Below are 13,987 nucleotides of genomic sequence, written 5' to 3' on the forward strand. Positions count from 1 at the left end.
AAGGATGATATGACCGACATCACTCGAGGACAGGGACGCCGGAACGCGAAGTTGGCGTCTCTCCCCATCGGTATGGCCGGACGTGCGGCAGCGGGCTTCGGCAAGCGCATGGTCGGCAGGGACAAGGACGAGGTCAACCAGGAACTCCTCGAGAAGTCCGCGGAGCAGTTGTTCGCGGTCCTCGGCGAGCTCAAGGGCGGCGCCATGAAAGTGGGACAGGCGCTGTCCATCATGGAAGCCGCCATCCCCGACGAGTTCGGTGAGCCCTTTCGTGAAGCTCTCACCAAGTTGCAGGCAGAGGCGCCCCCGATGCCTGCCGACAAGGTCCACAAGGTCCTCGACCAGCAGCTCGGCACCCGCTGGCGCGACCGTTTCAAGGAGTTCTCCGACGAGCCCGCGGCGTCGGCGTCGATCGGTCAGGTCCACAAGGGTGTGTGGTCCGACGGTCGCGAGGTCGCGGTCAAGGTCCAGTACCCCGGAGCCGACCACGCCCTCAAGGCAGATCTGAAGACCCTGTCGCGGATGTCGGGTCTGCTGCAACGCCTGTCGCCGGGTACCGACGTCAAGGCGATGATGGACGAGCTCATCGACCGCACCGAGGCCGAGCTCGACTACCTCGGCGAGGCCGACAACCAGCGCGCGTTCGCGAAGGTCTACGACGGACATCCCGACTTCTTGGTCCCCAAGGTGATCGCCAGCGCCCCCAAGGTGGTGGTGTCGGAGTGGGTCGACGGCGTCGCACTGTCGAAGGTCATCACCACCGGCGACCAGAAGACCCGCGACAACGCGGCCGCGAAGATGGCCGAGTTCGAGGTGAGCTCCCCGTACCGCGTGGGTCTGCTCCACGGTGATCCGCACCCGGGCAACTTCTTCATCGCCGACGACGGCCGCTTCGGCATCCTCGACTTCGGCGCGGTGGGCCACTACCCGGAGGGGCTGCCCCCGGAGACGGGCCCGATCCTGCGGCTCGCCCGTGACCAGAAGTACGACGAGCTCCGCGAGCTCATGGTCTCCGCCGAGTTCATCCGTCCGACGCACGCGGCGAAGGTGACGGCCGAGGATCTCGAGGCGTACCTGCGCCCCTATGTCGATCCGCTGTACTCCGAGTCGTTCCACTTCACGCGCAAGTGGATGCAGCGCGCGGCGGGCAAGGCCACCGACGTCCGCGGCGAGGTGTACAAGACGTCGCGAAACCTCAACGTGCCCAAGCGTTTCGTGATGGTCTTCCGCGTACTCGGCGGCTGCGTCGGCATCGCCTCACAGCTCGAGGCGCACGCGCCGTACCGCGCGATCATGGAGGAATGGGTTCCCGGCCTGGGCGACTGACCCCCACCACGACAGAACACACCGACGCCGCGAGCCGAGTGCTCGCGGCGCCGGTGTTTCTATGCGTCGGTGTTTCTATGCGTCGGTGTTTCTACGCGTCGGTGTTTCTACGCGTCGGTGTTTCTACGCGGCGTTCTTGCGTGGCCGGCCGCGGGGACGCTTGCGCGCGATCACGGCTCCGCGCTCGAAGATCTCGCCGCCCCACACGCCCCAGGGCTCGGCGCGGTCGAGTGCCGCCTGGAGGCACTGGGTCCGCAGCGGACACTCGGCGCACATCGCCTTGGCTCGCTCCAGATCGCGGGGGTCGTCGGCGAACCACAGATCTGCGTCGGTCACCTGACAGGGCAGGTCGAGGCGGGCAGTCGCTGCGAGGTCCGCCGAGATACACGACTCGAGAACGCAATCGACAGTCATTGGGTTACTCCACATCTGCTCGTTTGGGTGTGTTGACCCGAGTCCTCGATGTGGCTCCGTCTCCGCGAACCCTGGTCAGGGCGGTGAACGGAAGACAGAAAGAGGGCCACGGGTTGTCGCCTGTGCGATTCGCCCGTGGCCCGAATGTCTCGGAGGTCTAGCTCCGGGGACTTCGTGTCGAAACGGGGAACCCTTGCGGCGCTCGTGCTGCTGCGGTTGCTGCCGCCGGCGGGGCGATTCGCGCTACATGCGCTGCCGCCGCTGCCAGGTGCACAGCTTCCGAAGGGAGTGCCACCGGAGCTGCATCGGTTGCGCGAGCGCAGCCGACCGGCATCCAGGAGCGGGTGCGACGGGCTTGCACGACGTGGGCCGCTGCCTGGTTCGGCTCGGCCGCAGGCAGGCTGATGCCGGCCTGATACACGTTGATTCCGTTCACTGATCCGCTCCTCTCATCTGCTCGATGACTTCCGTGTGGGAAATGGGGCCTGCGACGCACGCACAGCTTCCCACCCCGTTCTGACGAGAATCAGACTAAGTGCTGCGCCGCAGACCGCACAACCTATTTTTGACCTGCGGTTTTCACGAGTCCGAGGATGTCCTCGCCGTACTCGTCGACCTTCTTCGCCCCGATGCCCGAGATCGACACCAGCGCAGCGGTATCGGTGGGGCGCTGTTCGGCGATCGCGGTCAGCGTCTTGTCGGAGAACACCACGAACGCCGGGACCTTCTTCTCCAGGGCCCGTTCGCGACGCCACTCCTTCAGCGCGACCAGGAGGCCCTCATCGAGGTCCGACGGGCATCCCGCGCACCGCCCGAGCAGCGTCGCCGTCGAATCCATCAACCGCGAACCGCACACCCGGCACGTCGGTCCCCGGCGCGGTGTGCGTTCCTTGGCGATCGGTGAGGCGGGTGATCCGTCGGGGATGAGGTCGGCGAGAAAACGCGAACGGCGACGTGGCCGGCCGCCCTCGTTGCGCGCGAGTGCCCACGACAGGTACAGGTGTATGCGGGCCCGGGTGACGCCCACGTAGAACAGCCGGCGCTCCTCCTCCACGTCCTCCCATGACCCCTTGATGGCCTGGCTGATAGGCAGCGATCCGTCGGTGAGGCCGACGAGGAACACCGCATCCCATTCGAGGCCCTTGGCCGCGTGCAGCGACGACAGCGTCACCCCTTGCACGGTCGGCGGGTGACGCGCCTCGGCGCGGGCCGCGAGCTCGGCGGACAGCTGCGGCAGGGTCAGCTCGGCATTCTCGGCGACCATGTCCTCGGTGAGCTGCACCAATGCCTTCAGCGACTCCCAGCGACTGCGTGCCTGGGCACCGGAGGGTTCTTCCTCGGAGAGTCCGAGTTCGCCGAGGACCGCACGCACGACGTCGAGCGTCGCGACGCCCTCCTTCACCTCGCGGCCGGCGACCGAGGCGAGCTGCCGCATCGCCTGGCGCACCTCGGTGCGCGCGAAGAACGCCTCGCCGCCCCGGACCTGGTACGGAATCCCCGCCTGGGTCAATGCCTGCTCGTAGCTCTCCGACTGGGCGTTGACGCGGTAGAGGATCGCGATCTCCGACGGGGACACCCCGCCCTTGATCAGGTGTTTGATCTCGATCGCGAGCGAGGTCGCGGCGGCGGGTTCGTCGGCGTATTCGGCGAACTCCGGTTCCGGCCCGGCCGGGCGCTGACCGATGAGCCGGAGCCGGGTGCCCGCGATTCGTCCGCGGGCGGCGCCGATCACCCGATTGGCGAGGTCGACGACCTGCGGAGTGGACCGGTAGTCGCGCTCGAGACGCACGACCGTCGCCTCCGGGAACCGGCGGCTGAAGTCGAGCAGGTAGTTCGGGGAGGCGCCGGTGAACGTGTAGATGGTCTGGTTGGCGTCGCCGACGACGGTCAGGTCGTCGCGTTCGCCGAGCCAGGCATCGAGCAGGCCCTGCTGCACCGGCGTCACGTCCTGATACTCGTCGACGACGAAACACCGGTAGCGCGAACGGAATTCGTCGGCGGCACCGGGTTCGGCGGTGAGGATCTGCGTCATGTAGATGAGCATGTCGTCGAAGTCGAGGAGACGGTCGCCGTCGGGTGAGACCTTCGAGTCCTCGTAGTGGCCGTACACCGCGGCCACCTTCGGCGGTGGCGCAGGCGACTCGCGGCCCAGACGCCCGACCGCCTCGACGTAGTTCTCCGGCGAGATCAGCGACGCCTTGGCCCACTCGATCTCCGACGACAGGTCGCGCAGCGTGTCGGTCGCGGTGTCGAGGCCGGAACTGCGCGCGGCCCGGGAGATGAGGGGGAACTTGTTGTCGAGCAACTCCCAGCGGGCGTCGCCGAACGCGCGCGGCCAGAAGTAGCGCAGCTGACGCATGGCGGCGGCGTGGAAGGTCTGCGCGGCGACGGTGCCGGTTCCGCCGCCCTGGCCGCCGACACCGAGACCGCGCAGACGCGTGCGCATCTCGCCCGCCGCGCGCGCGGTGAACGTCACCGCCAGCACCTGACCGGGATTGACCTGGCCGGTGTCGATGAGATGCGCGATCCGGCGGGTGATGGTGCGGGTCTTGCCCGTTCCCGCACCGGCCAGCACGCACACCGGGCCGCGCGGGGCCAGGACGGCCGCACTCTGTTCCGGGTCGAGTCCCGCAACCGCTCCGGCATCGCCCTGTGTGAATCCGGCATCACGGTGTGGAGACTCGGGGTGGGCGGGGGAAGTCGGGGAACGCACGGGTTCCACTATGTCACCCACCACCGACGCCGCCGGATGCCGAGACCGTGCTGTGTGGCGACGCACACCACCTGTGCACGGGGCCGCCGACGGGAACAGCACGCCTGGCCGTGGTGTTATGGGACCCATGAGCAATGTGATCGACGACGAGGCCGGCGCACGCACCTCCGAGTCCGGCGAGCTGACCATGTACACGACGTCGTGGTGCGGTTTCTGCGCCCGCCTCAAGCGAGGCCTGAAGAGCAGCGGGATCAGCTGGCAGGAGATCGACATCGAGCTGAACCCCGACGCCGCGGAATTCGTCGGCAGCGTCAACGGCGGCAACCACGTGGTCCCGACCGTCCTCTACGCCGACGGCACCACCGCCACCAACCCCTCGGTCGCCGACGTCAAGGCCAAGCTCGGGGTCTGAGCCGCCCTTCTGAGGTCGCCCTAGTTCACCGTGGGTGACGCCGCGGCCCAGGATTCGATCATCGAACGGGCGATGGAGATCGACCCGGGCAGCCGGAGCCGGGGCGCGTCGGGTTCGCCCGGCGTATCCGCGCGCGTCCACCCGTCGCCGCGTGACAGTGCCTCACGCACCTCGTCGCGGTGGAACCACTGCGCATCGCCGATCTCGCCGTCGAGGAACGCCAGTTCGTCGGCGGGATCGCCGATCGCGGCGAAGCCGAGCATCAGCGAGCGCGGGAACGGCCAGGGCTGGCTGCCCAGGTAGCGCGGTTCGCGCACCACGATCCCGACCTCTTCGTGCACCTCGCGCAGCACGCACTGTTCCAGCGACTCCCCCGGCTCGACGAACCCGGCGAGCGTCGAATACCACCCGTCCGGCCACACCGCCTGGCGACCCAGGAGGATACGGTCCGCCCCGTCGTGGACGACGGTGATGATCGCCGGGTCGGTCCGCGGGAACTCGTCGCGACCGGAGTCGACGCTGCGCCGGACCCAGCCACCGCGTGCCGGTGTGGTCAGCGATCCGTCGACCGGCGAATGTCGCGCCGTCTCATGCCAATTCAGGATTCCAAGCGCCGTCGCGAGAATTCCGCCCTCGTCGGCGGACAGCCGTGTCGCACCGCGGCGGGCGTCGTCGGTCGGGCCGTCGATGTGGTCGACGCGCCGGGTCCACAGGTCGACACCGTCGAATCCGAGGATCACCGCGTCCGCGGGCGGCTCCGGAGCGACGGTGGTGGCGTCGACCCAGTGCAGCGCGCCGGACTCTTCGACCGGATACCTACCGGCCGGATCGATGAGCAGCACCTTCGCCTGGGGCCACCCCGCCGCCATCCGCGCGGCGTCGTCGCGGATCTCGTCGGCGCGGTTGAACGTGGCGCGCGAGAGCAGCGGCGGTTGGGCCAGTTCGAAGTGCACTTCGGGGGTGTCCTGTCTGTTGTTGCGCTTCCCGGTCGGGTCTCGGGCGCCGGTCAGTCGTCGGTGGGGCTCTTACGGACGTACAGCAGACGGTCGCCGACCTCGATCTGCTCGACCTCGCGGTCGTCGACCCGGTGCAGCACACCGTTGCGGACCACTCCGAGCACGATGTCCCGGGTGTGCGACGGCGAGCCGCCGGTCTCGGTGGGGTCCACCTCACGTTCGGCGATGGCGTAGCCGGCGTCGGGGGTCAGCAGGTCTTCGATGACCTCGACCACCGACGGTGTCTTGGTCGCGATACCGAGCAACCTGCCGGCGGTCTCCGACGAGACCACCACGGAGTTCGCACCCGACTGCCGCATCAGGTGCGTGTTCTCCGATTCGCGGATCGAGGCCACGATCTTGGCCCGCGGGTTCAGTTCCCGGGCCGTGAGCGTCGCCAGGACCGCGGTGTCGTCACGGTTGGTGGCCACCACGATGCTCGCCGCGTGCGCCACCCCCGCCAGACGCAGCACGTCGGACTTGGTGGCGTCGCCGCGCACGGTGACCAGGCCGTCGGAGGCGGCGTTCTCCAGCACTGCCGGGTCGGCGTCGACGACGACGATCTCCGACGGCTTGATGCCGTCGGCACGCATCGCGTCCACCGCGGTGCGACCCTTGGTGCCGTAACCGATGACCACGGTGTGATTGCGCACGGTATTCCTCCAACGCTGGATCTTGAGCGCCTGCCGGGACCGTTCGGTGAGCACCTCGAGGGTGGTACCGATCAGCACGATCAGGAACAACACACGCAACGGCGTGATGATGATGAGGTTGATGAACCGGGCGAACGGGCTGATCGGTGTGATGTCGCCGTAGCCGGTCGTCGACAGCGTCACCGCCGAGTAGTAGAGCGCATCCAGATACGACAGTTCGCTGTTCTGCGCGTCGCGGTAGCCGTCGCGATCGAGCCACACGACGACCGAGGTGAACAGCAGCGCCAGGGTCGCCCAGAACACGCGCCGGCCGATGGCCCGGCTGGGGCTCTGCTGCAGTTCGGGAATGCGGACGACGCCGACCAGGGCGTGGTCCGGTCGGTTGGCCAGCTCGGTGCGCCGGAAGCGACCACGCAGGGGGCTAGCCACCGGCCCGCCCGCGCTTCTCCAGTTCGCTCACACGCAGAAATGTAACCCACCACACGACCATGAGAACTATTTGGCCAGCTTGGCCGCGAGGGTGGCCTCGTCGGGCAGGTCATCGGCCTCGAGGGTGTGTCCGTCGCGCACATAATGGAACGCCGCGCGCACCTTCTCCACCTCGACGCCCGCCAGCTGTGCCCAGGCGATGCGGTACGCCGCCAGCTGGATGAACAGCGACTCGCGGCGCGCGGGTTCGGGTACGACGCCGGTCTTCCAGTCGACGACGGTCCACGAGCCGTCCTTCTCGGCGAAGACCGCGTCGATGCGTCCGCGTACCACGATGCCGCCGATGACCGTCTCGAAGGGCACCTCCACCTCGGTGGGGCTGCGGTTGGCCCAGCGCGAGGCGAGGAAGGCATCGCGTAGCGCGTCGAGGTCGGCGTCGGGGCTCGCGGTCGCATCGGCCGCGCCGGGCAACTCGTCGATGTCGAGCAGCCTGGTGGCGCCGAACCACCGCTCCACCCACGCGTGGAATGCGGTGCCGCGCCGCGCCATCGGGTTGGGCCGGTACGGGGTGGGCCGGCGCAGCCTACGGGCGAACTCGGCCTCGTCGGCGTCGAGCTCGACGAGCTGGCTCACCGACAGATGCGTCGGCAGGGTCACCTCGACGAGTGCCTGGTTGGCCTGATGATGTTCGGCGAGCAGCGCCGCGACCTCCGCCTCCCAGGCGGCGATCTCGTCCTCGGGGTCGGCGGCGGCACCGGTGTCCGCCTGCCCGGGACTGTCGACCGGCCCGGGACTGTCGAACAGGGCGGGGGCGTCTCGGGCGGTGACGGCATCGAGCACGAGGCCGGCGGCGGCCTGGACCGAATCACGGCGTCCGGCAAGCGGATCGCGCGGCCAGGCCCGTGCGACGACCCGCTCGGCCAGCGGATTGGGGGTGTCCTCGGCCGGCGGCGGGGTCCGCACCGCGATCGACAGTCCGGTCGAGTCGACGCTGGGATCGTTGACCGCCTCGTCGATCCCGACCATCAGTTCGTCGAAGAAATCGGAACCGCCGCGCGGTTTGTCACCGGTCTCCGACCAGTGATGCGCCGAGATCAGCAGATCGTGGCGGGCGCGGGTGAGCGCGACATACAGCAGCCGCCGGTCCTCTTCGAGGCGGCGCTCCCCGATCGCGGCCTTGTGATCGGCAAGGGCCTCCTCCAGCTGTTTGCGATCGCCGACCGTGTCGATCTTCAGCAACGGGAACCCTTCGGGCGCACCGTCGGCCGCCTCGGCGGGGATCGCGAGGTCGCCGCGCAGGTCGGCGGGCAGCTCGCGGGCACTGCCCAGCCAGGTGGTGTCGGCCTTGGCGCTCGGGAAGATCCCCCTCGCCAGGTGCGGGATCGCGACGACATCCCACTCGAGGCCCTTGGCGGCGTGCACGGTGAGAATCTGCACGCGTTGCTCGGCGACCTCGATCCGACCGGGTTCGAGCCCTTTCTCGATGGTCTCGGCCGCGTCCAGGAACGCAAGCAGCCCGGGCAGATTCGCGCCGGCACGATCCGCGTAGTGACTCACGTAGTCGGCGAAGGCGTCGAGGTGTTCGCGTCCGGTGATCGCACCGCGCATCCGCCGAGCCCGGATCTGCGCCTCGACGCCGACACCGATGGTGTGCTCGACGTCGGCGACGAGTTCGGGCAGCGGCTGGCCGATGCGGCGCCGGAGAGATTCCAGCTGTGCACCGAACGCGCGGATTCGCGCGTACCCCTCGGGGCTGTAATCGGCCGGGTCACCCGGGTCGACGACGGCGTCGGCGATGCCCGCCCGGTCGACGATCTCGGTGGGCAGCACCGCATCGAGCGCGGCGTCGAGCTGTTCGCGGCTGGTGACGACCCCGCCCGACTCGGCGAAACTCTCCGCGGCGAGAGTGGTGGCGCGACGCCACAGGGCGGCAAGGTCTTTGGCGCCCAGGCGCCAGCGGGCACCGGTGAGCAGCCGCATGACCGCGGTCCCGGCCATCGGGTCGGCCATCACACGCAGGGTCGCGACGATGTCCTCGATCTCGGGGACGTGCAGCAACCCACCGATGCCGACGACCTCGGTGGGGATGCCGCGGCTCTCCAGTTCGGCGGCCAGCGGTGCCGAATCCTCGTTGCGCCGCACCAGGACAGCCGTTGTCGGCGGCGCTTCGTCCGCCGCCTCGGCGGCCCGGTAGCGCGCCTCGATGTGGTCGGCGATCCAGTTCCGCTCGTCGACGACGGTCTCGGTCAGCGCGATGGTGGCGGTGCCGTGCGGGGCGTCGGGCCGGGGGCGCAGCACACTGACCGGGATGCCCCGGCGTCGCAGGTCCTCGGAGATCTGGTTGGCCAGGCGCAGACCCTGCGCCGAATTGCGCCAGCTGGTCAGCAGTTCCAGGCGTCGTGCGGGGGTGCCGTCGGGGCGGGGGAAGTCCCGGGCGAAGCGCGGCAGGTTGGCCGCCGAGGCGCCACGCCACCCGTAGATGGATTGGATCGGATCGCCGACGGCGGTGACCGCGACGGGAGAGCGTGCCGGATCGTGACCGCCGAAAAGCGTTGACAGCAGGACTCGCTGAGAGTGTCCGGTGTCCTGGTACTCGTCGAGCAGCACGGCCCGGAAGGCGGTCCGTTCGGCCGCGACCACCTCCGGGTTGGATACCACCAGCCGTGCCGCGAGCGACATCTGGCTGCCGAAGTCGAGCGCGGACTGGGCCCGCATGGTGTCGCCGAGCGCGATGACCATCGGGATCAGTTCGCGCCGTTCGTCGATGACCTCTTTGACCTTGAGCAACGCCTGGGTCGGCTTGTCCCGCTGCTTGGGTCCCTTCGGCAGTGTGTCGATGAGGTCGTAGAGCAGTGTGCCCGCGCGCGCCAGGTCGGCGATGTCGACGAGGTGTTCGGACATCTCGCCGTAGAGCTTGAGCACCGCCTCGGTGACGCTGGCCGGCACCTTCTTGGTGTTCAGCTCGCCGGGCCACGCCGAGACCAGCGAGAAGGCGAGCTGCCACAGCTCGGTCTCGGTCAGCAGCGTCGACGACGGTTCCACGGGCAGCAGGAGACCGTAGTCGGCGATGAGACGACCGGCATAGGCGTGGTAGGTGCTGACCTCGGGGTCGGCGCCGCGGAGTCGGGCGGCCAGCGAACCGTCGGGATCCCAGGAGCGCAGCGCCGGGGTGCCCGACAACATCGACAGGCGTCGCCGGATGCGGGCGCCGAGCTCGCTGGCGGCCTTGCGCGTGAACGTCAGTCCGAGGATCTCGTCGGGTGCCACGATCTGATTGGCGACCAGCCACACCACCCGCGACGCCATGGTCTCGGTCTTGCCCGCACCGGCACCTGCGACGACGAGCATCGGCTCGATGGGGGCCTCGATGACGGCGACCTGTTCGGGTGTCGGGTCGGGCAGGCCGAGTGCCGCGGCGAGCGACTTCGCGCCGATGGTGGGATTGTCGCTCGTCCGATTGTCGATGTCAGTCATCGGTGACCGCCTTGCCGGGGATCTGTGCCGGACAACTGGTGGTGAGGGTGCAGTGCACACATCCCGGGTTGGGCGTGGCGTGGTAGGTCGGGCCGATACTCGCGCGCGCCGCCCGGCGCACGACGCCGACCCACTCGTCGAGCAGCTCCGGCGTCAGCGGCGACTGAATGCGTTCGGCCGCACCGGAATTGCGGTTCGCGGTGGACACGTACACCAGGCGCGCACCGCCGGGGGCGACATCGGCGAACTGCGGGACCCCGCCGTGCGCGAGGGCCACCTGGTAGGCAGCCATCTGTGCGTGCTCGTCGGCGTCGGCCTTGGTGATCGGGGTCTTCGAGGTCTTCACGTCGACCACCACCGGCCGCCCCGCCGCATCGACCTCGAGCCGGTCGACCCGGCCGCGGAGCCGGACGGCGGGCTCCTCGACCTCGACGCCGGTCCCGTCGTCGGTCCCGCCGCCGGACGGGCTGGTGACGGCGGGAAGGGTTGCGTCGACCGGCAATTCGACGCCGACCTCGTCCAGATCGGCGCGGGAGAGTCGTAGCCAGTCGCGGAAATGGCCGAGCATGCCCTCGGCGCGTTCGAGTTCGCGGGCCGAGTACCACCCCGCACCGGTGTCGACGCGGTCCCAGATCCCGCGCAGCGCCGCCGTCACCTCGGCCGGGTCCAGCTGCCCGGCAACGGCCTGCACGAGCGTGTGGACCAGGCTCCCGGTCAGCGCCGGGGTGCCGTCCCCGTCGCGACCGCCGTTGCGTTCGAGTACCCACCGCAGCGAGCACCGGGTCAGCGCATCGACATTCGACGGCGACAACACCACCGGGCCCTTGTCGGGCGTCCACAGCGGCTCGTCGGAACTGGGTGCGGCGAGTCCGAACCAGTCGCGCGGATGGGCACCGGGGATGTCGGAGTCGGCGAGTTCGGCGAGGAGCCGCGCGGCCGCACGCGTGCGCTCGTCGGGTTCGTGTCCGTGAGGGGTGTCCTGCACGCCGGCGATGACCGCCGACCGCAATGTCGCGACCAGGGACGGCAGCGAGAGGACCCGGTCGACACCGGGGTCGAGCCGGAGCTCGGCCTGGGGTGCCTCGTCATCGGCCTCGCCGACGAGATCGGCGAGCTCGGTGATGAAGCGCGACGGCGACGCGTCACCGCTGCCGTCCTCGACCGCGGTCACCAGCAGCCGGCTCCGGGCGCGCGTGCACGCCACCAGGAACAGCCGCCGCTCGTCGGCCAGGGCGGTCGCGCCGCGGGCGACGGTGTCGGCCGCGCCTGCGTCCATCCCGTCGAGGATGTCGACGAGCTGCCCGGTGGCCAGGACGCCGCCGCGGCTGCGCAACGACGGCCACAGTCCGTCCTGCACCCCGGCGACCGCGACGACCTCCCACTCGCGTCCCACCGCCGCATGTGCCGACAGCACCGTCACCGAGTCGGCGGCGGCGCCGGGCGTACGGCTGTCACGCGGGATCTGCAGCTGCGACAGATAGTGCACGAATCCGGCGGGCCCGGCGGCGGGCAGGGTGTCGGCGAAATTGGCCGCCGACTCGAACATCGCCATGACCGCGTCGAGATCGCGATCGGCCTGTTCGCCTGCCGGTCCGCCGCGGACCGCCGAGGCCGCCCAGCGACGTTCGAGTCCGGTGGACTGCCATGCGGCCCACAGGGTCTCCTCGATGCCCCGGCCCGCGTCGTGGGCGCGTTGCGCGGCGGCCACGACGTCGAGCACCCGGGCCAGCGGGGTGGCCTCGGTCTCGGTGAGCGTCCGCCGGTAGCGCGCCCCGAGTGCTGGGTCCAGGATGGCCCGGGTCAGCGACGTCAGCGAATCGGGCTGTGCGGCAACGGCAGTGGCATCCGGATCGGCGGTGGCGTCCGGATCGGCGGTGGCATCCGGACCGGCGGCGGCCTCCGCAACATCCGCGTTCTTGGCAGCGGCCGCCTCCTTCGCGATGGCCGAGTCATCGAGGCGGCGGATGCCGCGACGGAGGCGTCGCATCGAGCCGGGATCGGCGGCGCCGATCGGACCGGACAGCAGGGTGAGCGTGTCTTCCGTCGTGAACAGGTCTGTTGTGAGCCGATCTGGCGTGCGCTGATCCGGGTCGGGTCCGGCCGACCGCGCCGCGACCGCCCGCAGCACCAGCATCAGCGCGATCACCGCCCGTTGCCGGTGCAGGGGAAGATCACTCGCGGGCGTGGTCAGCGGGACACCGGCCGAGCGGAACGCACGACGCAACGGCGGCAGCGCCGCGGACACCGACCGCACGACGACGGCCATCTGCGACCACGGCACACCGTCGAACAGGTGCGCCCGGCGGAGCAGGTCGGCGATCGCGGTGGCCTCCTTGGCGGCAGATCCGAAGATGCGCACAGCGGCCGCGTCCCCCGACGGAACATGGTCTCGCGCTTCCGATGTCACCGGAACGGGATAGGAGTGGGGACGCGCGCCGGGCAGCCGGGCGGCGATCGCCCGGCCCAGCCGTGCCAGATCGGGGTGGGCGCGGAAGTCGTGTTCGAGCACGATGTCGCGTTCGGACCCGGGCTCGGCGAGACCGTCGGCGAATCGTGGGCTCGCCCCGCGGAACCCGAACACGGACTGGTCGGTGTCGGCCGCGATGATCGTCGAGAGCGTGCCGGTGCCGACCAGGCTGATCAGGTGGGCGGCCTGCGGGTCGAGGTGTTGTGCGTCGTCGACGAGCAGGTGGCGGATGCGGCGACGCTCACCGCTGAGCAGGTCGGGGTCGGTGGCGAATGCCGACAACGCCGAGCCGATCAGTTCGGCGGCGTCGACCGCGGGGGCCGAGGCACCCGGGGTCTCCAGCCCGACGGCCCCGCGCAGCAGCATGTTCTGCTCGTACTGGGCGTACGCCCGCGCCGCCGCGGACCATTCCGGCCGCTTGTGCGTACGACCCAGCGCCGCAAGTTCTTCCGGTCCGACACCGCGTTCGGCGGCGCGCATCATCAGGTCCCGCAGGACCTGGGCGAAACCATCGGTGCCCAGGGCCGGACGCAGGTGGGCGGGCCAGTACCCGGCGCCGTCCTCGATGTCGCCGGCGAGCAACTCACGGAGGACGACGTCCTGCTCGGACCCGGTGATGAGCCGCGGTGGCGGATTGCCGTGGGCGGTGGCCTGCAGCCGCAGAATCGCGAAGGCGTAGGAGTGCACGGTGCGGACGAGGGGTTCGCGCAGGGCACCGCCGAGCACGCGCCGTCCTCCGGAATGCGCCGACAGGACCCGCCGGGTGATCTCCTCACGCAGCGCCACGGCCGCCCGGCGACTCGACGCCAGCACGAGAACCGACTCGGGATCGGTGGCGGGGTCGAGGAGTCGCGCGACGGCAGCGTCGACGATCAGGGCGGTCTTGCCGCTGCCCGGCCCGCCGTGGACGCGAACCGGCCGCCACGCCTGCTCCTCCCCCGCGGGCGAGGTGGCCTCGGGCGCGATCACCGCCGCCACCTCCGGCGGCCACCGGCGCGGGCGATCGGTGGACTCGGGAGCAGCGACCAGCCGCGCGCGCAGAGCGCTGCGCGGCGGCTTGGCGCCCGGGTTCCGACTCATGGGTCCCATCGAATCATGGGCCAC

At 70.1% G+C, this 13,987-nt stretch carries 8 protein-coding genes; 2 read left to right on the plus strand and 6 right to left on the minus strand.

From position 1 onward, the window contains the following. The first annotated feature begins 9 nt into the window (after positions 1-9). Positions 10-1,326, plus strand: coding sequence for an ABC1 kinase family protein (locus H1R19_RS16835; RefSeq protein WP_188328559.1), 1,317 nt, complete (start codon positions 10-12; stop codon positions 1,324-1,326). A 123-nt stretch (positions 1,327-1,449) separates the two neighbouring features. Here H1R19_RS16835 and H1R19_RS16840 read toward each other — a convergent pair whose 3' ends face one another. Then, complete coding sequence (locus H1R19_RS16840) at positions 1,450-1,740, minus strand: WhiB family transcriptional regulator (protein ID WP_188328560.1); 291 nt, start codon at positions 1,738-1,740, stop codon at positions 1,450-1,452. Between the two features lie 559 nt (positions 1,741-2,299). After that, on the minus strand, positions 2,300-4,462 hold the full coding sequence (locus H1R19_RS16845) for an ATP-dependent DNA helicase UvrD2 (RefSeq protein ID WP_219851736.1): 2,163 nt from the start codon (positions 4,460-4,462) through the stop codon (positions 2,300-2,302). A gap of 118 nt (positions 4,463-4,580) precedes the next feature. Between H1R19_RS16845 and H1R19_RS16850 the strand changes: the two genes are divergently transcribed. Continuing rightward, positions 4,581-4,865 (plus strand): mycoredoxin, encoded by a 285-nt coding sequence (locus H1R19_RS16850; protein WP_188328561.1) that lies wholly within the window; start codon positions 4,581-4,583, stop codon positions 4,863-4,865. Positions 4,866-4,885: 20 nt separating this feature from the next. Here H1R19_RS16850 and nudC read toward each other — a convergent pair whose 3' ends face one another. The 4 genes from nudC to H1R19_RS16870 all read right to left on the minus strand — a co-directional run bounded on the left by nudC (position 4,886) and on the right by H1R19_RS16870 (position 13,963). Next, on the minus strand, positions 4,886-5,818 hold the full coding sequence (gene nudC, locus H1R19_RS16855; RefSeq protein WP_188328562.1) for an NAD(+) diphosphatase: 933 nt from the start codon (positions 5,816-5,818) through the stop codon (positions 4,886-4,888). A 53-nt stretch (positions 5,819-5,871) separates the two neighbouring features. Beyond that, positions 5,872-6,942, minus strand: a complete 1,071-nt coding sequence (locus H1R19_RS16860; RefSeq protein WP_188328563.1) for a potassium channel family protein — start codon at positions 6,940-6,942, stop codon at positions 5,872-5,874. A gap of 66 nt (positions 6,943-7,008) precedes the next feature. Further along, a complete protein-coding gene (locus H1R19_RS16865) occupies positions 7,009-10,416 on the minus strand; it encodes an ATP-dependent helicase (protein ID WP_219849630.1) in 3,408 nt (1,135 codons plus the stop codon). Beyond that, on the minus strand, positions 10,409-13,963 hold the full coding sequence (locus H1R19_RS16870; protein WP_219849631.1) for an ATP-dependent helicase: 3,555 nt from the start codon (positions 13,961-13,963) through the stop codon (positions 10,409-10,411). The genes H1R19_RS16865 and H1R19_RS16870 overlap by 8 nt, the downstream gene beginning before the upstream one ends. Positions 13,964-13,987 lie beyond the last annotated feature (24 nt).

This window comes from Gordonia jinghuaiqii, assembly GCF_014041935.1.
In the GTDB taxonomy this organism is placed as follows: Bacteria; Actinomycetota; Actinomycetes; order Mycobacteriales; family Mycobacteriaceae; genus Gordonia; species Gordonia jinghuaiqii.

Excerpts from the sequence above, each read along its gene's own strand:
- H1R19_RS16850 (WP_188328561.1), top strand. The coding sequence starts at position 4,581 with ATGAGCAATGTGATCGACGACGAGGCCGGCGCACGCACCTCCGAGTCC.
- H1R19_RS16840 (WP_188328560.1), bottom strand. The coding sequence starts at position 1,740 with ATGACTGTCGATTGCGTTCTCGAGTCGTGTATCTCGGCGGACCTCGCA.
- H1R19_RS16835 (WP_188328559.1), top strand. The coding sequence starts at position 10 with ATGACCGACATCACTCGAGGACAGGGACGCCGGAACGCGAAGTTGGCG.
- H1R19_RS16865 (WP_219849630.1), bottom strand. The coding sequence starts at position 10,416 with ATGACTGACATCGACAATCGGACGAGCGACAATCCCACCATCGGCGCG.
- H1R19_RS16870 (WP_219849631.1), bottom strand. The coding sequence starts at position 13,963 with ATGAGTCGGAACCCGGGCGCCAAGCCGCCGCGCAGCGCTCTGCGCGCG.